At 43.9% G+C, this 19,170-nt stretch carries 13 protein-coding genes, 2 tRNA genes and 5 pseudogenes; 10 read left to right on the forward strand and 10 right to left on the reverse strand.

Annotated elements, in window-relative coordinates; translation table 11 throughout:
* Positions 1-17: 17 nt before the first annotated feature.
* Positions 18-668 (forward strand): fimbrial biogenesis chaperone, encoded by a 651-nt coding sequence (locus RFN81_RS12065; protein WP_264496083.1) that lies wholly within the window; start codon positions 18-20, stop codon positions 666-668.
* A gap of 54 nt (positions 669-722) precedes the next feature.
* Here the strand turns inward: RFN81_RS12065 and RFN81_RS12070 are convergent, their stop codons facing one another.
* Positions 723-1,019: a YfcZ/YiiS family protein gene (locus tag RFN81_RS12070; RefSeq protein ID WP_264496084.1), complete on the reverse strand. Its 297-nt coding sequence runs from the start codon at positions 1,017-1,019 to the stop codon at positions 723-725.
* A gap of 384 nt (positions 1,020-1,403) precedes the next feature.
* Here RFN81_RS12070 and fadL point away from each other — a divergent pair, with 384 nt between their 5' ends.
* Entirely contained in the window at positions 1,404-2,687 is a 1,284-nt protein-coding gene (gene fadL / locus RFN81_RS12075) for a long-chain fatty acid transporter FadL (protein ID WP_264496085.1), read from the forward strand.
* Between the two features lie 180 nt (positions 2,688-2,867).
* On the opposite strand, the gene mqo is transcribed toward fadL, so the two are convergent.
* Both mqo and mlaA read right to left on the reverse strand, forming a co-directional pair.
* The gene (gene mqo / locus RFN81_RS12080) at positions 2,868-4,469 is read right to left on the reverse strand and encodes a malate dehydrogenase (quinone) (protein ID WP_264496086.1); all 1,602 of its coding nucleotides are present in this window, start codon (positions 4,467-4,469) and stop codon (positions 2,868-2,870) included.
* 378 nt (positions 4,470-4,847) lie between these two features.
* A complete protein-coding gene (gene mlaA / locus RFN81_RS12085; RefSeq protein WP_264496087.1) occupies positions 4,848-5,609 on the reverse strand; it encodes a phospholipid-binding lipoprotein MlaA in 762 nt (253 codons plus the stop codon).
* Positions 5,610-5,960: 351 nt separating this feature from the next.
* Here mlaA and RFN81_RS12090 point away from each other — a divergent pair, with 351 nt between their 5' ends.
* The 4 genes and pseudogenes from RFN81_RS12090 to RFN81_RS12105 all read left to right on the forward strand — a co-directional run bounded on the left by RFN81_RS12090 (position 5,961) and on the right by RFN81_RS12105 (position 9,118).
* On the forward strand, positions 5,961-6,833 hold the full coding sequence (locus RFN81_RS12090) for a formate/nitrite transporter family protein (protein WP_264496088.1): 873 nt from the start codon (positions 5,961-5,963) through the stop codon (positions 6,831-6,833).
* Between the two features lie 138 nt (positions 6,834-6,971).
* Positions 6,972-7,046 (forward strand) — tRNA-Arg (locus tag RFN81_RS12095).
* A gap of 179 nt (positions 7,047-7,225) precedes the next feature.
* Positions 7,226-8,236 (forward strand): annotated as a pseudogene (locus RFN81_RS12100) (tyrosine-type recombinase/integrase).
* Between the two features lie 249 nt (positions 8,237-8,485).
* Positions 8,486-9,118 carry a hypothetical protein gene (locus RFN81_RS12105; protein ID WP_264496089.1) on the forward strand — a complete coding sequence of 211 codons (633 nt, stop codon included), beginning with the start codon at positions 8,486-8,488 and terminating at the stop codon, positions 9,116-9,118.
* A gap of 439 nt (positions 9,119-9,557) precedes the next feature.
* On the opposite strand, the gene RFN81_RS12110 is transcribed toward RFN81_RS12105, so the two are convergent.
* Complete coding sequence (locus tag RFN81_RS12110; RefSeq protein WP_014699424.1) at positions 9,558-10,043, reverse strand: Hcp family type VI secretion system effector; 486 nt, start codon at positions 10,041-10,043, stop codon at positions 9,558-9,560.
* A 361-nt stretch (positions 10,044-10,404) separates the two neighbouring features.
* On the opposite strand from RFN81_RS12110, the gene RFN81_RS12115 reads away from it, so the two are divergent.
* Positions 10,405-10,626: a hypothetical protein gene (locus tag RFN81_RS12115; RefSeq protein ID WP_264496090.1), complete on the forward strand. Its 222-nt coding sequence runs from the start codon at positions 10,405-10,407 to the stop codon at positions 10,624-10,626.
* Between the two features lie 277 nt (positions 10,627-10,903).
* Here the strand turns inward: RFN81_RS12115 and RFN81_RS12120 are convergent.
* The 4 genes and pseudogenes from RFN81_RS12120 to RFN81_RS12135 form a co-directional block, all read right to left on the reverse strand.
* Positions 10,904-11,749, reverse strand: a pseudogene (locus RFN81_RS12120) (IS5 family transposase).
* A 96-nt stretch (positions 11,750-11,845) separates the two neighbouring features.
* A complete protein-coding gene (locus RFN81_RS12125) occupies positions 11,846-13,768 on the reverse strand; it encodes a putative bifunctional diguanylate cyclase/phosphodiesterase (RefSeq protein WP_264496091.1) in 1,923 nt (640 codons plus the stop codon).
* A gap of 457 nt (positions 13,769-14,225) precedes the next feature.
* Positions 14,226-15,581: pseudogene (locus RFN81_RS12130) on the reverse strand (methyl-accepting chemotaxis protein); the annotation flags it as partial.
* 131 nt (positions 15,582-15,712) lie between these two features.
* Positions 15,713-15,871: a hypothetical protein gene (locus RFN81_RS12135; protein ID WP_264496093.1), complete on the reverse strand. Its 159-nt coding sequence runs from the start codon at positions 15,869-15,871 to the stop codon at positions 15,713-15,715.
* 286 nt (positions 15,872-16,157) lie between these two features.
* Between RFN81_RS12135 and RFN81_RS12140 the strand changes: the two are divergent.
* Together RFN81_RS12140 and RFN81_RS12145 are read left to right on the forward strand one after the other, a co-directional pair.
* Positions 16,158-16,918: pseudogene (locus RFN81_RS12140) on the forward strand (tyrosine-type recombinase/integrase); the annotation flags it as partial.
* 76 nt (positions 16,919-16,994) lie between these two features.
* Entirely contained in the window at positions 16,995-17,306 is a 312-nt protein-coding gene (locus tag RFN81_RS12145; RefSeq protein WP_264496094.1) for a hypothetical protein, read from the forward strand.
* A 41-nt stretch (positions 17,307-17,347) separates the two neighbouring features.
* Here the strand turns inward: RFN81_RS12145 and RFN81_RS12150 are convergent.
* Positions 17,348-17,769: pseudogene (locus tag RFN81_RS12150) on the reverse strand (IS1 family transposase); the annotation flags it as partial.
* A gap of 169 nt (positions 17,770-17,938) precedes the next feature.
* Positions 17,939-18,026: transfer RNA gene (locus RFN81_RS12155), tRNA-Ser, on the reverse strand.
* 255 nt (positions 18,027-18,281) lie between these two features.
* Here RFN81_RS12155 and RFN81_RS12160 point away from each other — a divergent pair.
* Positions 18,282-19,103: a pyridoxal phosphatase gene (locus RFN81_RS12160; RefSeq protein ID WP_264496095.1), complete on the forward strand. Its 822-nt coding sequence runs from the start codon at positions 18,282-18,284 to the stop codon at positions 19,101-19,103.
* Positions 19,104-19,170: the final 67 nt, after the last annotated feature.

Consider the following 19,170-nt stretch of genomic DNA (forward strand, 5'->3'; position numbering starts at 1 on the left):
CAGAGTAAGCACACAGGATGAAAAGGAAAATAACGTTTTTAATTTGGGCCCTGTTTTTTTTACCCGGCACCGCATGCTTTGCCACGAGTTCTATCCTCGTTTGGCCGATCTATCAGGTCATTGAAGCCGATGAGAACAGCTCGGCGCTCTGGTTGGAGAACAAAGGCAGTACGTCAGTCGGTTTACAAATTCGCATCATGTCATGGAAGCAAAGCGATTTTCGCGATCGTTATGCCGAACAAAACAATGTCATTGCCACACCACCGTTCATGACGCTGGAACCCGGTAAGCGCAATATGATACGTCTGATTCGCGTCACCCCTACGCCAGCCAATACTGAACGAGCTTATCGTATCATCATTGATGAGATCGCCTCTCCCTATCAACAAGATACGCCGCAGATGGGGTTGCAATTCCAAATGCGCTACCTACTGCCCTTATTTCTCGATGGTCAGGGCATCTGGACACATCCGCGGCCGGAAAAACAACGCGCCAATGCCGAACCTACGCTGCCCGTATTAACCCCAGTCAACCCAGCAAGCCTGAGGGCGTATATAAAGACACCATCACCATTAACGTCACAATCAATTAGCGTGACGGTGCGGTTGATCGATAGATCGTTATCTCTAGCGTTAGAGCCCTGGGGAAAATTCGGGAAACGCGCTTAGAAAAAGATAGCGGGCATTGAACAGGAGTCCTGACAAAACTCCTGCTATGCAAAATTACCGTAGGCCGAGTTGGAAAATCATTGTTTCAGCCTGACAGCTAAAGGTGAAATCAATATCCAATTTAACACCGCCGTCTACCTCTTCCAGCGTACTGGTGATTTCACAAGGTTCTGATTCTACCTCACGCGCTTTTTTCGTTAGTGCCTCAAGTGTCGCCTCAGCATCGGAACGATTGCCGAAAACCCGACTGTAAGACGCGGTGCAATCCGTATTATCCATAATTGTGCCAACATCGACACAGCAACAGGCTGCGGTTTCTTCAGCACTGCATTTGTTGATTACGTTCGACATGTTTCTTTCCTCTTAAAATGCGGGGGAGCTAGGATCCGGTTAAAACATTCTTACTCTTTTCCTATTTTACTCCCTCCTCACGACGATGTACCAGAACTTCATGCCAGCCAGTAACTATAGTGATATCAATCACATTAATGGTTACGGGAGTGTGAAAGTTGCGTAACAATCGTGCCAATTAGCTAACCAAAAAATAATCAGTTCCACATAAGCGGCATCATCTACCAAACAAAATAATTTCTTTTTTGTGACATCCACGACTTCATCATCTCTATTTTGGCAACTGGTCTGCGTTGTCAGGTTGAGTACGTCCCCCTACAATGCGCGTCCCTTGTTACTTCATGTAACAACATTAAACAATCATCATATCCAGAGGTTCCAGTTATGGGCCAAAAAAGCCTATTAAAACTCGCTACCCTAACGACAGCGGCAGCGCTGGTTTCAGCAAATGCGTCCGCCGCTGGTTTTCAGCTCAATGAATACTCATCATCAGGCCTGGGGCGTGCGTTTTCTGGTGAAGGCGCTATTGCAGACAATGCGACCGCAGGCAGCCGTAATCCGGCGACCCTGACTCGGTTTACGCGCCCGACTTTTTCCGGTGGTGTGACCTATATCAACCCGGATATTGATGTTCAGGGAAAAAACTCCCTAGCGGGGCAAAATACCAGCGCCCAAAATATTGCACCACATGCCTGGGTGCCGAATTTGCATGTCATCATGCCGCTAAATGCACACTGGGCTATCGGGGCTTCCGCCACCACTAACTACGGCTTGGCAACGGAGTTCAACAATAACTATGCGGCCGGATCTATCGGCGGCAAGACCGATCTGTTGACATCCAACTTGAATCTGAGCGCCGCCTACCGTGTGACCCCACATTTCAGCTTCGGCCTTGGCATTAATGCGGTTTATGCCGATGCAAAAATTGAGCGCCGCGCAGGAGAACTGGCTGCTGGCGGTTTACAACCATCTTCCGAATTAGTAAACATGCAAGGAAAGGAGTGGGGTTACGGCTGGAACGCCGGGCTTTTGTACGAAGTCGATGAAAATAACCGTCTTGGCTTTACCTATCGTTCAAACGTAAAACTCGACTTTAATGGCGATTATCATAGCGACAGACCAAGACTCGCACCGGGTATCCCTGTCGGCACCGATGGTGCGACGATTCCCGGTAAACTGACGCTGAATTTGCCAGAAATGTGGGAAGCCTCAGCCTATCACCGCGTTCATGCTAAATGGGCGATCCACTATAGTCTGGCCTATACCCGTTGGAGTCAATTCCAAGAACTGAAAGCAACGGGGAGTCACGGCCAAACGCTGTCCCAGAAGGATGAAAGCTTCCGGGATGCTTATCGGCTCGCACTCGGCACCACTTATTACCACAACGATACCTGGACTTTCCGCGGCGGTATCGCATTTGATGATAGCCCGGTCCCCGCCGATAAACGCTCTATCTCTATCCCCGATCAGGATCGTTTCTGGCTAAGCGCCGGTACTACCTATTCCTTGAACAAGAAAGCGTCTGTTGATGTCGGGGTATCCTACATGCACGGTAAACAAGTCGACATCAGTGAACCTATTGCCGATGTTGCTGGATCACCACGCTACGACTTCACTTCTAAAGGTAAAGCCTGGCTCTACGGCGTGAATGTCAATTATGCATTCTGATTAACGCGTGACACACTCCGACCTGCGGCGTACCTCATAAACACGTTCGTTATGCGGGAGACAGTCAAAACATAATAAAGCCGGAGGGCTTATCCATCGGCTTTATTATCCCCTGATAAGGTAGATGCATGTTAATCGGCATAAAAAAAGCCGCTTGCGCGGCCTTCTCAGCATTCCAGACTACTCAGGTGTCACCTCAATATAATCCAGCCCCAGCGTACTGCTGGTATAGCGTCGTATTTTATTCGTCAATGCTACATTGCCTTCTAACGTCTGGCCGTAAGATGGAATAATCGCTTTCAGCTTGCTCTGCCATTCCGGCGTGGTCACGTTATCCTTAAACATCTTTTCCAATAGGCCCAGCATAATCGGTGCCGCGGTAGATGCCCCTGGAGACGCGCCGAGCAAGGCCGCGATAGACCCATCCTGCGAACTGACGATTTCAGTCCCGAGCTTCAATACGCCGCCTTTCTTGTCATCTTTCTTAATAATTTGAACACGTTGCCCGGCAATGGCGAGCTTCCAGTCTTCTTGTTTCGCATTAGGAAAATATTCCTGCAATGCGGCGAAACGATCGTCGTCATCCATCATGACCTGACCAATCAGATACTTCACCAAATTGAAATTATCCAACCCCACATGCGCCATCGGCAAAATATTCGACAACGTCACAGAGCTGGCCAGATCCCACAACGAACCATTTTTCAGAAACTTACTGGAAAACGTGGCGAACGGCCCGAATAATAAGACCGGCTTGCCATCAATGATCCTCGCATCCAAATGAGGAACGGACATCGGCGGCGCCCCCACAGACGCTTTACCGTAGACTTTCGCCATGTGTCGCTTCACCATTTCCGGGTTTTCCGTTACCAGAAACTCGCCGCCAACCGGGAACCCGCCGTAAAGATCGGCTTCAGGAATTCCTGATTTTTGCAACAATTGCAGCGCCGCGCCGCCCGCGCCAATAAAGACGTATTTCGCCTTGATGACACGTTTCTCCCCCCCATTTTTCAGATCGACGTAGCTGACACTCCAGGTATCATCCGCATTACGCTTGATATCACGCACTTCCGAATTCAGGCGTAACGAAAAGTTGGGGTGAGTTTTCATTGCACCAATCATTTGACGGGTGAGCTCGCCGTAATCTACATCGGTGCCGATAGGCATAAGGGTTGCCGCCACCTTCTGGGTTGGATCACGACCTTCCATGACCAGCGGTGCCCAGGTTTTGATGGTATTAGGATCGTCAGAAAACACCATGCCACGATAAAGCGTACTGTGTTGCATCGCTTCATAGCGGCGTTTAAGAAAAGCGGTATTTTCATCTCCCCAGACAAAACTGATGTGTGGCACGCTATTAATGAAAGTATGCGGATTATTCAGCACACCTTTTTGCACCTGATAAGCCCAAAACTGACGAGATATTTCAAAAGCCTCGGTAATCTCCTGCGCTTTGCTGATATTAATTGAACCATCGGGATTATCTGGCGTGTAGTTAAGCTCCATGAACGCCGAATGGCCCGTACCGGCATTATTCCAGCCGTTAGAACTCTCTTCCGCCACGTTGTCCATGCGCTCAATCATCTCGATTGACCAGTCTGGCTGTAGTTCCTGTAAATAGACGCCTAGCGTGGCGCTCATAATGCCCCCGCCAATCAGTACGACATCGGTTGCTTTTTCAGTCTTGTTAATGTGTTCTGCCTTTTCTGTCTCTTCGGCCAGAGCCAGCGGCGTACTCACCGCCACACTTAGGCAAAAGAACTTAGTCAATAGCTTTCTCATGCTTATGTCTCTATTTTTATAAGTGCAGGTAAATCTTTTATAAGTGCAGGTAAATTGCATTTCAGACATTTATTAACACCCGGCTGTGCCGCCATCCGTTAGAAGCATCATGCTTATGACGCCTATGCCCACCATCCAGCTTACGAAATAACCTTGTCCTGACGCATTCCAGTCTTAGTTGACTTCACTAGCAGTGAACGATGTAACATTTTTGTTACTTGATGGGGTGATTTTTTCGATAAAATAATAATTCTTTAACAGTATCACAACTTTTAAGTGGCAAACCACAGATTAGTCACGGAAAAAGAAACGCAGCGATGTTCTATAAAAGCAAAAGGCACCCGCAAGTGCCCGTGGAATGGGTGATGATGTGCATTCCTATCTTGCTGCGTCAATTTCGTCGAGCGAGTCTTCAATCGCTGCGGCATTTGGATTCTGCTGCGGGGTAATTTTCCCATCGCTGGCGAGGAAATCATGTCGCTGAAAGTAGGCTTCGCGCACCATCAGGTATGGATCGGAAGAATTCCGCAACAAGCCATCAGAATCTAAAAGTTGTGCTCGTGTTTCCAGCCCCTCTATCGCCCACTTACCAGCGGACATCCAGAATGTCAGATAACTCAGCATGGGATATAGCGTATCCACAACAGCACCGCCATCTTCACGCGGCGTCACACTACCGTAGCCCGGCATCACCACATAAGGACCATATCCCACGCCATAATGGCCTAATGTACTACCAAAGCGACGCGATTCTTCTTTTGCCAGCTTCGGATTCGCCATTGAGGCTACGTCAATTAGCCCCCCCATCCCGAGTAACGTATTCAGGAAAAAACGGTTAAAGTGGATCATCGCTTTATACGGCTTGCCTTCAACGAAATAGTTCACCATCGTTGCTGGCTCTTCCAGATTACTAAAGAAATTCCCCAGCCCGTTACGCGCGGGTGTTGGCACATAATCACGCCAGGCAACCGCCGCCGGACGTACAACATAAGGATCCAGCACGTTATAGTTGAAGCTGAACATGGTGCGGTTAAAGCCCTCAAGCGGATCGGAGCGCCCCTCTTGAACGCGATCCCCGGAACTGGTGCAACCGATAAGTAACATACTGGCTAACACCACCCCATTCAGGCGGTAATTCATATCTGTTCTCCCTGAGTTATCGTGTGCTATACCCGCGACCCACAATGGGTATTCCCAATGCCAGCCTATTTAGGCAGGGCGACCAAGATGGGATTTCAACCAACAGTGTAACATTTTATTGTTCCACCGCTACGTTAGCATATGCATGACAGCATTTTCATAGGGTTGCCATTCTCCCGCTTAAGGCGATTCTCTCCAGTGTAAAGGGTAGTACAGCATTTTTATCCCTCTTAGCTTTATCAAAACACTGACTACACTTACTCATAGAAAACGATTGGGGCGCATAATGCCTAGTGCCTCGCACCCTCCGTCAACAGCCAACAGACCGGACCATAGAGGTAGAGAGCGCTTATGAATCCATCGCCAAAGTTCAGTCAACCCCAGCAAGAAGAACGGAACATTGCCGTTGAAAGTGAAGAAAACGCGCAAGGGGCCAACATAGATGTTAATGAGGCGCATTTGCCCTCGCCAGCCGCTGCGATCCACGAAGAAATTCGTCAGGAGGGGCAAAAAGAGCTGGAACGCGATGCGCTGGCATTACTGTGGTCAGCGATTGCCGCGGGAATTTCTATGGGCACATCATTTATGGCCGTTGGCATGCTTCATCAACACCTGGTTGACGTTCCCGGCGCTTTTTTAGTGGAGTGCTTCGGTTATACCATCGGTTTTGTCATCGTCATTATGGCGCGTCAGCAATTGTTTACTGAGAACACCGTCACTGCTGTGCTTCCCATTATGCATAAGCCGACGTGCCGCAATTTTTTGCTTCTTGGTCGGTTATGGCTTGTCGTGCTGGCTGGTAACCTCGTCGGCACCGCACTGGCAGCACTCGCCTTTAGCTATATGCCCGTTTTTGATAGCGCTACGCAAAGAGCATTAGTGGACATTGCTATGAAGGTCATGAACAATTCACCAACTGAAATGTTCGCTAACGCGATTATTTCCGGCTGGATTATAGCCACCATGGTCTGGATGCTACCTCGCGCCGGTTCAGCCAAACTGTGGATCATTATTATCATGACATGGATGATTGCTTTCAGTCATCTTACCCATATTGTGGCCGGTGCCTCAGAGATTTTCTATCTGGTATTTATTGGACAAATCTCCTGGCAAGCCTTCATTTGGCCCTTTGCCTTGCCCACATTAGCGGGGAATATTATCGGCGGCACCTTTATCTTCGCCCTCATTAGTCATGCCCAAATCCGTAGCGACATGCACTATTGATTCCATGCCATGCGGCCAAAATCCCATAGGACTAACAGCAAAAAACACGCGTAAGCGATTAATTGGCGACACTTTGAGCAAACGCGTCGTTAAGTGCTTATCCACAGAGCAAAAATGCGTATAATGACCGGGCTTTACGTCCCCGTAGTTAAACGGATATAACAAGCCCCTCCTAAGGGCTAGTTACTGGTTCGATTCCAGTCGGGGACACCAGAATCTCGCCCACGAACGTCCATCAAAGTCTATTTTTCCCATTCTATTCATCAAGTTAATACAACAAGCTAGTCTACTTAGCTCTACTTAGTTTTACCGGCATCCACGCTGTTTTGTTGGTATAAATGTTGGCATGGTAAGTTCGATAATGCAGATACCATCACTGTGGGAGATTTGCTATCGCACTCCCTGAGGCAAAGGTCAGAAATGCGAAACCGGCTGAGAAGTCCGTCAAACTGACTGACGGAAATGGTATGCACCTTCTGGTCCAATCTAACGGATCTAAATACTGGCGTTTGCAATACCGTTTTGCAGGTAAGCAAAAAATGTTGGCATTAGGCGTCTATCCTGCGGTTTCTTTAACAGAAGCCCGTCGCAGAAGAGACGAAGCCAGACAACAGATTGCCAATAACATTGATCCAGGTGAAAAGAGAAAAGCGGAAAATGTTAAAGGTTGAAGAGAAAGGTTTACTCACCTTTGAAACTGTTGCCAGAAGCTGGCATGCCAGCAATAAAACCGGGTCTGAGGGGCATCGGACACTGATTATCAATAGCCTGACAACGCACGTATTCCCAATTATCGGGCAAAAAAATATCGCAACGCTTAAAACCCGCGATCTGTTAATCCCCGCTAAGAATGCAGAAAAAACCGGACATCTGGAAGTGGCTTCTCGCTTGCAACAACGCATCACAGCAATTATGCGTTATGGACTTTTCCTGCGAAGCGAGAGCCCCTAAAAAACGTTAAGTTTTCCAATCGTGGTTCGAAAATGAAGACACCGCGTTTGGTGCCATTAAGCAAGCAGGTTATTGTTATCCTCAAAGTACTGCATGCTATCAGTGGTGAGCGCAAACTGGTTTTTATTGGTTTTAGTCACGCAGATAAACCCATCAGTGAAAACACCATTAATAAAGCCTTACGGGTAATGGGATATGACACTAAAACCGAAGTTTGTGGACATGGTTTCCGCACAATGGCATGTAGTTCCCTGATTGAATCAGGATTATGGTCAAAGGATGCCGTTGAACGTCAGATGGGACATCAGGAACGTAATAATGTACGGGCGGCCTACATTCATCAGGCTGAACATCTCGATGAGCGTAAGCTGATGCTGCAATGGTGGGCTGATTTCCTGGATGCCAACCGCAATGGCGTAGTTAGGCCCTTTGAGTTTGCGCAGAAAGGATAGATTTTACGGCCAAGGATGGCTAAATTGTATTATCACCTCGGTTCATTGCTTTGCATTCTCAGTTTTTAAACGACAAGTTTTTTAAGTCACTGTCCAGGCTAACGTGTCCGCTTACTACTACCTTAAAAAATCTCTTCCTTTAATAAAATACTTACCAACCTATTAATGTAATAAGAATGTATTCCGCTCATTGAGCGATTACACTACAATCTAAGCTAAGTAATCTTGTAATTCACGGATGGAATAACAATGACTGAAGCAAATCTGGATGAACTGGCTGACCGTATAGTGAAGATGCTAACCACTACGGATTTTTATGAAGGGATGGGGTCTGGAATATCAGAGATAGGTAAGAATTTTGGCTATCTGGCCTATGATTTTATTGATACGGATACACGGTATGCCAAATCACGAGAAATGGAAAGATTAATAAAAGCGATTCATCGAGGAATTGTATCAAGAGAAAAAATCATCGAGGCGATAAAAAGAATATTTAAGGTCTTTAATCGGAATGCCTCTGAATCTCAAAAAGAAGCAATTTATCATAAAGCAGTAGGCTCGGTCGCGGGTAGTATGCTTGTTTCACAAGCTGTTTTTCAAATAGCGAAGAGAATCGGCAATGCACCAAAAGTATCTACTGGCACGGTATATTATATTTTGTTGCTTGGTGGAATGGCGAAACGGTCAATATATCGTTCAATGTATTTGAGGAGCCATAATCCTGAAGTATATTCAGAATTGAGAAGAGATGATTTAGATTTTCTTTTCTTCCTGTTTGAGGAATATGTTGAACCACTAACAGAAGCGATAAAGATGAAGAGAGTTTATGGTAATGGCATGTTTAATCGATTAATTGATAAAATAGAATACAGGATTAAGTGATATGACTACCTTTATAAAAAAGGCATTTATTTTCATATTAAACAACATAACTATGTTTCTTTTCAGCATATGCTTCTTTTGGATTTGTTATATTCTATTTGTTGGGTATGCCCCCTGGAGTGAAAAAACAGTCCATTTAATTATTGCCGTTTCCATTTTCATTGGGCTAGGGAAATTATCTGACTGGTTTGATAAAAAATGAACATGAGTCAATTATACTGAGAATGTTTAAAAAATCGGCGTATTTCTTATTTAAAAACATCATATTTGCTCTTTTCAGCATATCCTTTCTTTAAATCATCTATATTTTATTGGTTGGATATGCTCCGTGGAATGAAAGACCATTCATCTCATCATCGCCATCGAAGTCTGCTTCGGATTGGGGAAGTTCTTCACATGGATTGATGAAAAATGAATGCAGGGTCTCCCCTGCACTTGTTTAATTCATGAATTTCGTCATTTCCCACAATGCATAACCAGACGTTCCGGCTTTGTGGTGCGTCCATGTCACATCTTTATACCTGATAGAGATATGCTCCAATATCAGGCCAGCACCATCATCGATGATATTAGGCATGACGAGGTTGATATCTGATATGAGCCCATCATTGATCTGAATAGAGAAAAACTTCTCTTGCTTGGCATGTTGCGTGGTGCGGTAAAAATCGAGCAACACTTTGACCTTCTCTTGTTCGTTCAATGCCATTGCCAGTAACGGCGTTGACTTATCGATAGGTTTTACCAGGGTGATCGGGTTATGGACGGCATGACCGTCATTACTCATCATATGGTTAAAAGCTAAAATCATGATTTCATCGGTATGCCCTGCCTGATATCGGTTGCCGATAGATTCTAATGTGGAGCAACCCTCAGAAATCAATCCCTGTGATTTACCTTCGATAGTCATGTATGCGTAATTAGCCATATAAATTTCCTTTTCAATGGTTTTGCGTTTTGCATATTATCGTTAATGAATACTCAAGACCATTGATGCAAAAATAATAATTAGGATGATATGGATATCAAAGAACTCAGCGAGTCGATTTGCTCATTCGTAAACTATGATGGACGTTCCCCGTTGACTGAGAACGAAATAGCACTAATGATTTTTGGAAATAGCTTTCAACATGACAAACATATTTGATGAAATAGTTTTACAAGTGATCTTCTTATTCTAAGATGTTAACAACTGATGAAAAAACCTGTATCATCGTTTTTCGCCTTACGTAAAGAGAAAAAACACCCCACAAAAATCATATTATGTGTAATCTAAGAAAGGAGTATATATGTCACTTTCTGTATTAGATCTAAAAAGTATCGCGGCATCAGGCGGTGGAATGGTTCTAGATGCAAGGCCATTTTCTGTACTAGATTTAAAAAGTATTGCAGCTTCTGCTTCAGGAAAACAAGCTAGAATAGTTCTTAAGAACTTGCAAGGTAAGTCAGTCCTAGATCTTAAATCAATTGCCGCATCAGGAAATGGATGTGTTGTTTTTGACTACACCTAAAAACAAAATAATACGCAACCAAGCTGAGAGGAATTTAAGCCAGATATGATCTGACGGATAGCCGGAATCTATTAGATCAAGTCTGAGCTATAATTAAAAAATTAGGGAGGCTGGTTTTATCCTACCTTGAGACTGTAATTTAAATTGTGTATCTGCCTGTTTTTGATATGCGGTAACTGTCAAGATATCTGTCGCCCTGTCTGATTTTTACGTAGCCATTCGCACTGCTTTAGTAACCACTTTACGCTCTGGATTAAACGATACTAGGCTGTGTCCCTTAACTTAACAACCGTTTCAAAAATAACCTGATCGCCCCCAGCTTTAACATGCTCAGGTAGTTTCTGGCTGTTTTTTCCGAGCGTGTCGCAATACGACGATTTTCTTTCAATATCGCAAAGCAACGCTCCACGACATTGCGTTTTTTATACAAGCCCGTATTGAGGCACCGACGTCTGTCACGACTGGCTTTCTCATTTGATTTAAACGGGATAACCGCTTTTATCCCTTTTATTTTCAAATGAATGCGAATTCTTCCACTTGAGTAACCTTCATCCGCCAGCACTGCTTTCGGGCGCGATTTCAAGTACCCACTTTTTCGGATGACCCCGACCCGGTTAAGCAACGTTTCCGCATACTGGCTTTCGTGAGCTTGTCCGCCGCTCAAACAAAAACTTAGTGGTAACCCTGTGCCATCTGTCACCAAATGGATTTTGTTGCCAAAGCCGCCGCGAGAGCGACCCAGCCCATGGTCCTCGAGTTCATCGGGATGTTTTTTTTTTGCACCGGCTGCTGCTTTCAGGGCGTGAACGTTACTGCCATCCAGCGCGATAACATCCCAGTCAATCAGCGATTTTTCGTCCAAAATCTGAAGTAATTTATTGAAAATACTGTTCATCACTCCGGTTTTAGGCCACCGGTTAAAGCGGTTGTAAATGGTTTTCCAATGACCATAACGCTCAGGTAAATCCCGCTACGGCGCACCGGAGCAAAGCATCCAGAATATACCATTCATGACACGCCTATGCGCAAAGTAAGGACGACCGCCTTTGGAAGAACCCCTTTCAGGCGGCAGCATAGGAGAAATCAGCGTCCATGCTTCATCGGGGAAATCGTAACGAGCCAAATGAAAGAACCTTTTGTGGTGAAATCATGTCCCCGATTGTACAAAAACAGTTACGGGACACACCCTAGCCCCAAGTCCCAGGAAATGCTTGCAGGGCTAATTTAATGGGTGCTCTTTCATGAAAGAGATAAACTCAGTAAAAGGAATTGGTTTACAAAACAGGTATCCCTGAAGGTATGGGACCCCCATAGACGCCAATATCTCCATTTGGTGTAATTCCTCCACACCTTCGGCTACAACATTAAATCCAAATCCGTTTGAAATAACCATTACAGCCTGAACAATATTGAGCCCTGTTCTATCAATCTCAGAGATGAATGATTTGTCAATTTTAACTGTATCTACATTTAAATTCTGTACCAGAGATAATGAAGAGTACCCAGTTCCAAAATCATCAATAGATATTTTAACGCCTTGTTTCTGAAGCGATTTTATCGAACTGAATACCTTCTCATTACTATCTGAAAAAACCGATTCTGTTAATTCAATCTTCAATCTATTTGAAGGGAAATCAAACTTCCTGAGATAACAGAAAACGGCATCAAGGAAGTAACTTTCTTTGAATTGAATAGCTGATACATTTACGCATATACTAATGGATATTCCTATTTCATCCAATTCTCTAGCATGAATGATCGCGGTTTCCAGAACCCACAAACCAATTTTATTTATATCTCCAGTCTGTTCCGCCAATGGAATAAAAACATCAGGGGGAATCGACTCTCCATCTATATGCCAACGGAGTAAAATTTCAGCCGAATCAAACTTATTTTCTTTAACATTTAATATGGGTTGAAACATAATGGATAATTGTTTTTTCTCAATCGCCGTTTTTAGCTTAGAACTCAACTTATATTTATATACAGATTCATCCATCATGCTTTTATTAAATAATAAATATTTTCTATTATTACTAAATTTTGCATGGTACATTGCCATATCAGCCTGTAAGATTAGCGAGTGAATGTCCCGAGAAAACGCTGGATATTGCGATATACCAATCGAGGCACTAATCTCAAAAACGTTATTTTTTATATAGAATGTCTCTTCTATCAGTAAAAAAATCTGTTGCACCATTTCATCCAGATCTTGCTCACTGTGAAACTCACTAAGAATAATAAATTCATCGCCTCCCCACCGACAGATGAGACACGTAGACGATAATTTTTTCCTGAACCTGCTAGCAAGATTCTTAAGCAAGGCATCTCCCGTCAAATGGCCAAAATTATCATTAACATATTTAAAATCATTAAGATCAATAAAAAACAGGTAATATTGATTTTTATAATTATATTTCAATATGTTTTCAGATTTTTCTATAAAATAGGCTCTATTTAAAAGATGTGTTAATGAATCATGTTGGGTAAGATAATATATCTTTTTTGTCCTTTTTTTAACTTCATTTTCCAAATTACGAAGTAGACCTTTATATTCATATTTCAATTCTATTGATGATATCATAGAATTCGCTGATTTTATCGTTACCAAAATCATCACTAAGGAAAAGAAAATACCTAGCTCGCCAAGTCTATTATATTGTTGCCGTTCATCCATAAGTAACAATAATGAATAGGGGATTAAGAGTGTTATGGTATAAGTAATAGAAATAAACTTATCGCTTGCCAACACTACAGCCGCACTGCCTGTCAATATAGCGATAATAATCATCGAGAATGTCACCTCATATATATCAAAATATTTGTGAGATAACAGGAAATATATTGACCACAGTAATGCCGTAGTCATAACACCAAGTCTAAAGATAAAAAGCTCTTTTATTATCTCGGTCTTTAACTTATGCTTACTGTTCCAGATTCTCTGTCTACACAATCTGGCTACCAAAACGGAAATGAGCGTAAAAAACCAAATACTTTCCCCATTATGATTTTTCCCAAACTCTAAAAAAATCACTACGCTCGCAATCAATGAAATTCCGACACCGAATAACAGGTTTTTATAAAGAAAGATAATTTTCTTATGGGTTACTTCATGCGAAAAATCACTATCCCCTTTATACATACGGCCCCCTGATTCTAGCAATCACTTCAAATTAACAGGTCAATGTGTATTTAATATTTTTCTTAACCGTAGTATTTTACATCTACGGCCTTTAATTTTTTTTAAACGTAAATAATGTTAAAAACACATTATAAACGGCCAAATTTCAAACAAAATATTAGAGCAATTTTTAGTTCTCTTTACGCTTTTCTATCATGTCTAATTTACGGGGCTGTGGCTGGTTAATGAAAGCCAGCTTAACTCTATTTTCTGTTGGTGGTATTTGATCAACAAAGCGGTTCTTATCCTGATTATCCAACCTAAATGAGCCGACCAACGCCTCCATTGCCACAGCCTGGTCAGACATCGATTGCGCAGCGCTGGCTGATTCTTCAACTAAAGCCGCATTTTGTTGCGTCATGGTGTCAATCTGACCAACAGCCTGATTGATCTGGCGTATACCATCACTCTGCTCACGAGCCGCCTGTGCGATTTCATTAATAATCTGCTCCACGCTTTCAGCGTTAACTGACATCTCATGCATTGCCGTACCAGCCTTTTCGATTAAATCCCTACCCGCTTTGGCCTGCGCAACAGATTCATCAATTAATGCCTTAATATCCTTAGCGGCTATTGCACTTTTTTGTGCCAAGTTACGCACTTCTCCTGCCACCACGGCAAAACCACGCCCAGTCTCACCCGCACGCGCGGCTTCCACTGCCGCGTTTAACGCAAGTATGTTTGTTTGGAAGGCAATAGATTCAATCACAGTGATAATATCAGCCATCTTCTGCGAGGATTGGTGGATACCCGCCATCTGATGTACTGTTAGGGACATGATTTCATTATTACGTTTTACAATTGCTCCGCCGTCGACGACTCGCATTTGTGCCTGACGAGCGTTAGCGGCCGTATTTTCTACCGTGGCTGTCAGTTGCTCCAATGCTGACGCAGTCTCTTCTAAAGCGCTTGCCTGTTCCTCCGTTCGGGAGGACAAATCCTGATTACCCGCTGCAATTTGTGATGCAGCACTCGATACCGCAGCGGCACTATCTCTGATCTGATGCAGTATTTTACTGATATTATGAACTGTGATCTTAAGGCCAGACAATAAGCGTCCAGTCTCATCTTGATGGTATTTATCCTTAAATTGCGTCGTCATATCGCCACGGCCGGTGGCCTCAATGCCATCCAATGCAACCATTACCGGGCGTACTACACTACGAGTAATGACAAGGGCGGTTATAATTCCTAGCGAAATACTGATCAAGATGATAACGCCCATTTCCCAAAGCGTGGAAATGTAGCGATCCGACATATCCTGATCGGCCGCTATCATCCGGTTGTCACAGTACTCAATAAAAGCGGACACTAACTGCAATAATTGCTCCTGGACCACAAAAGCTTCACCAAAATAAATATCCAATGCGCCATCACGGTCATTCTCCCGCAAGGAGATAATTTGGTTAATCAATTGCAGGGATCTGCTACGGACTTCATCTATATTGGCAAGAAGTTCAGCTGCTTTGGCATCACCAGCAGTATCAGATTTTAATTTTTCAAATAGAATATTATTTTTGGCTAAGCCGTTTTTTAAGGCTTCCGCTCGCTTCTGTCTCATCTCAATTTTGCGACTCAACAACATCTGACTCGTCGCGATATAATTGGCGTTGACTTGCCGGATAACTTCATTCCCAGTTACTGTCAGAGGATATTCATTCTGTACAATCATTGACGCTGTATCTTTTAGCGTAGAGAGAGAGAAAATAGAAATACCTCCTACAAGAATCAGCATCAAACACAAAATTCCGAAACCAGATCCAAGTCGCTTCCCTATTCCCCAATTCAAAATATTCATTGCTGTGCTCTCTGTCTTTTCAAAACATTGATTGCCATATTTCCTTTATTGCTTATTTTTTATACAAAATTATTATCGTAAATATTGCTAATGTATTAAACGGTATATTAAGTATACTTACCGTTAGCCTTGCCCAGTCCGCTTATCGGCAAGCGTGAGGTAGGATGAAATCCGTCATTTATAGAACGTAAATGAAGAGAAGCATCAAAACGCCAGCCAATTTCTTTCATGGCCAAAAATGCATCAATGCCAGCATAACGGGACATATCATGTACCCTTTAAAACATGTATTAACATAAAAATGTGTTATGACACGTGTAATTAGTTACAAATTATTGATCTTCCGTTATGAATATGTCACATCGATTATAACGATCGATAAATAAACCACGATAGAAAATGACTATCATAGGTAATTTATCGATCGCTAAATTCGATTTGATAGACTCAGTTCTCATTAATTTCAACAGCATACGATAGATACAACCATAGCATCGATATTTTTTAGAAAAAAAAGATCAACCCAATGAAAGTATGCGAGCTGACATATGCGAGGAAAAGCGCGCCTCCAGAGCACAACAGGAAAAACTGGCATACAAGAAAAGGACTTTTGCCAAATGTGCTGAAGAAGAAGTTATCAAAATCAAGACTAAAGAACTCAAAAACCAGAAACATATCGCGCAGTGGCGTTCTACGCTGGAAACCTATTCTTATCCATTTATTGGTCAAAAAGTCGTTAGCAAAATAACAAAAGCCCATGTTTTAACCATACTGGAACCGATATAGTTAACCCAAAATGAAACGGCAAGCCGTCTTCGTGGACGCATTGAGGTTGTGTTGGACTACGCCAAAGCCAAAGAATACTGCGAAGGTGATAACCCCGCAGCATGGAAAGGAATGTTAAAACCCCTTCTCCCCATACCTAGCAAAGTACAAATCCCAAAACATCTATGCAGCGTTGCCTTACAGAGAAATTGGCACATTCATGACTGACCTTAAGGAATTGCCTCGGTTTGCAGATAACAACGTTGTATTCTCTGCGCCTCGAGGTGGACAACTTTCCGATATGTCGTTACTAGCTGTGTTAAAACGGATGGGACATACAGGACTAACGCAGCACGGCTTTAGATCCACCTTCCGTGATTGGGCGGGAGAAACCACCTCATACCAACGCGAAGTTATCGAGCATGCGTTGGCACACCAATTGGCAGACAAAGCAGAAGCCGCTTATCAGTTGCGGGACATTATGGCCTAAACGGGTGGCGCTGATGGATGAGTGTTATTGTATGAATAAAGGCTTTCCAGAGGTATAGCGGGGACGATGATAATTCTTACCCGTTATTTGTTTATCTAATTAATTTATTGACTTTACTGCGACAGGAGTCGGCAATGATAGTAAGAACATGGCATGGTTGTGTGCCACTGGAGCACGCAGAAGGTTTTGCAACTCATCTTCAATTAACAGGTGTCACACATTCGCAAGGCATAACCGGTAATCAGGGCGCTTATGTTAAGCGAGTCACCCAGGGGAACTGGGAACATTTTTTTCTTGCGACTTATTGGACTGATATTGATGCGGTTAAGGCTTTTGCTGGTGAGGATTATCATATCGCCGTAACCTACCCTGAAGATGATAAATTTTGCTTTTTATCTGATCCTTATGTTTTTCAGCATGAAGTTCAGGCTATTAAGCCATTGTAAGTATAGTGATAGCTACATGGGAAAAACGGTGATGCATCCAATTAATAGAACATGTACTTTTCGATGAGGGAACCGATGACTTTTTCGTGGATTTCAACCGAGCGTGAAAAGCAAACCGTTTTACAAGCCAGCCGTTTAATGCGGGCGCGGAGCGTCAGGTTATTACGTTCAATGCGTTGCGTAAAAATCTTGCCTGTGAGGTGCTTATCCTTCGGAACTTCTCTGGCATAGCTACCCCAGTTATCGCTGGTGAGCATGCCGATGGTGAGGGGGTCAACAACCCCAGCAGCTCCCGACACGTTTCATCGGTACGCGGGCCGAAGGCGTAGGCCAGTACGCCGCCTGTTTTCGTGTTATAAGCGTACCAGAGCCAGTGTTGCTGCGCTTTGCTGCCAACAAAGCTCCATTGCTCATCGAGTTCGCAGATAAGGGCAATATCGGCGTGAGCAACGGGTAAAGAGGTATTTTTAACGATATGGATAAGAGGAGATGGGTTGATAATCAGGGGAAATTAGAAGAAAAAACAGATAGGTCAAAAACAAAAAAACTTCCAGTTAAGAAAGCTTTTATGCTGCACTTTATGCAGGGTAGAACCAAAATTCACTTATAACTTATTGATTCTATTATATGGTTGGCGGAGGAGTAGAGATTCGAACTCTAGAACACTTTCGCGTCGCCGGTTTTCAAGACCGGTGCCTTCAACCACTCGGCCACTCCTCCGCAATGACGCGCACTATAAACAGTGCGCCGCATATTGTAAAGATACACAATGCTCAACTGCTTAAAAAATAGATGATAACGCGTTGAAAGCGCAGAAAACAGGCAATATCCTCAGTATCGTCTCTTCGTGCCACGGTTTGGAATCCAGCGTGTTTACCTCAACGAGAGACACGTTTATTTCATGGTGACTGTCCATTTTCCGCTGCGTACTTTATCGTAGACGCATTGACCCCTCATTTTATTGACGAGACGACAATGACCTACCGAGTAATTGCACTTGATCTTGATGGCACCCTTTTGAATCAACAGAAAAAAATACTTCCCGAATCCATTAGTGCGCTCACGCTGGCCCGCCAGCAAGGCATACAAGTGATGATCGTTACCGGGCGACACCACTCCGCGATCCATCCCTTTTATCAGGGATTACAATTGGATACACCGGCAATTTGTTGTAACGGAACCTATGTTTATGACTATTTGCAATGTCGGGCATCACATACAAATCCACTGTCTGCTACACAAGCTAAAGATGTCATCGCATTGCTTGAGGCGTCCAACATTCATGGGCTGATGTATGCCGATGACGATATGTATTATCAATATTCTACCGGACACGTCGTCCGTACACAGGCGTGGGCCGCTAGCCTGCCAGAGCAACAGCGCCCTCGCTTTGCTCAAGTAGAAGACCTGGTACATCAGACAGAAGTTTCACGCGCAATCTGGAAATTCGCAACTACGCACACCGATATCCCCACGTTACAGCGTTTTGCAATTGAAGTTGAGAAACAGCTAGGATTAGCCTGCGAGTGGTCTTGGCAGGATCAAGTTGATATTGCTCAAACAGGCAACAGCAAAGGCAAACTACTCCAGCAATGGCTGAGCGAACAAGGCATCGACATGAAGGAGGTCGTGGCGTTCGGCGATAACTTTAATGATATTAGTATGTTGGAAGGCGCAGGCCTGGGTGTTGCCATGGGCAACAGCGCCGATGAAATCAAAGCTCGCGCCGATTTGGTGATTGGCAGCAATGAGGAACCCGGCATCGCAGAGATCATTCATAGCCGCGTTCTGGCATGATCGGCAACAAATAATGGCGCGGTCATGACCGCGTCTGACGTTCGGCGACGTTACCACATACTGACCA

Origin of the sequence: Pectobacterium cacticida, assembly GCF_036885195.1 — a bacterium.
Classification (GTDB): domain Bacteria; phylum Pseudomonadota; class Gammaproteobacteria; order Enterobacterales; family Enterobacteriaceae; genus Pectobacterium; species Pectobacterium cacticida.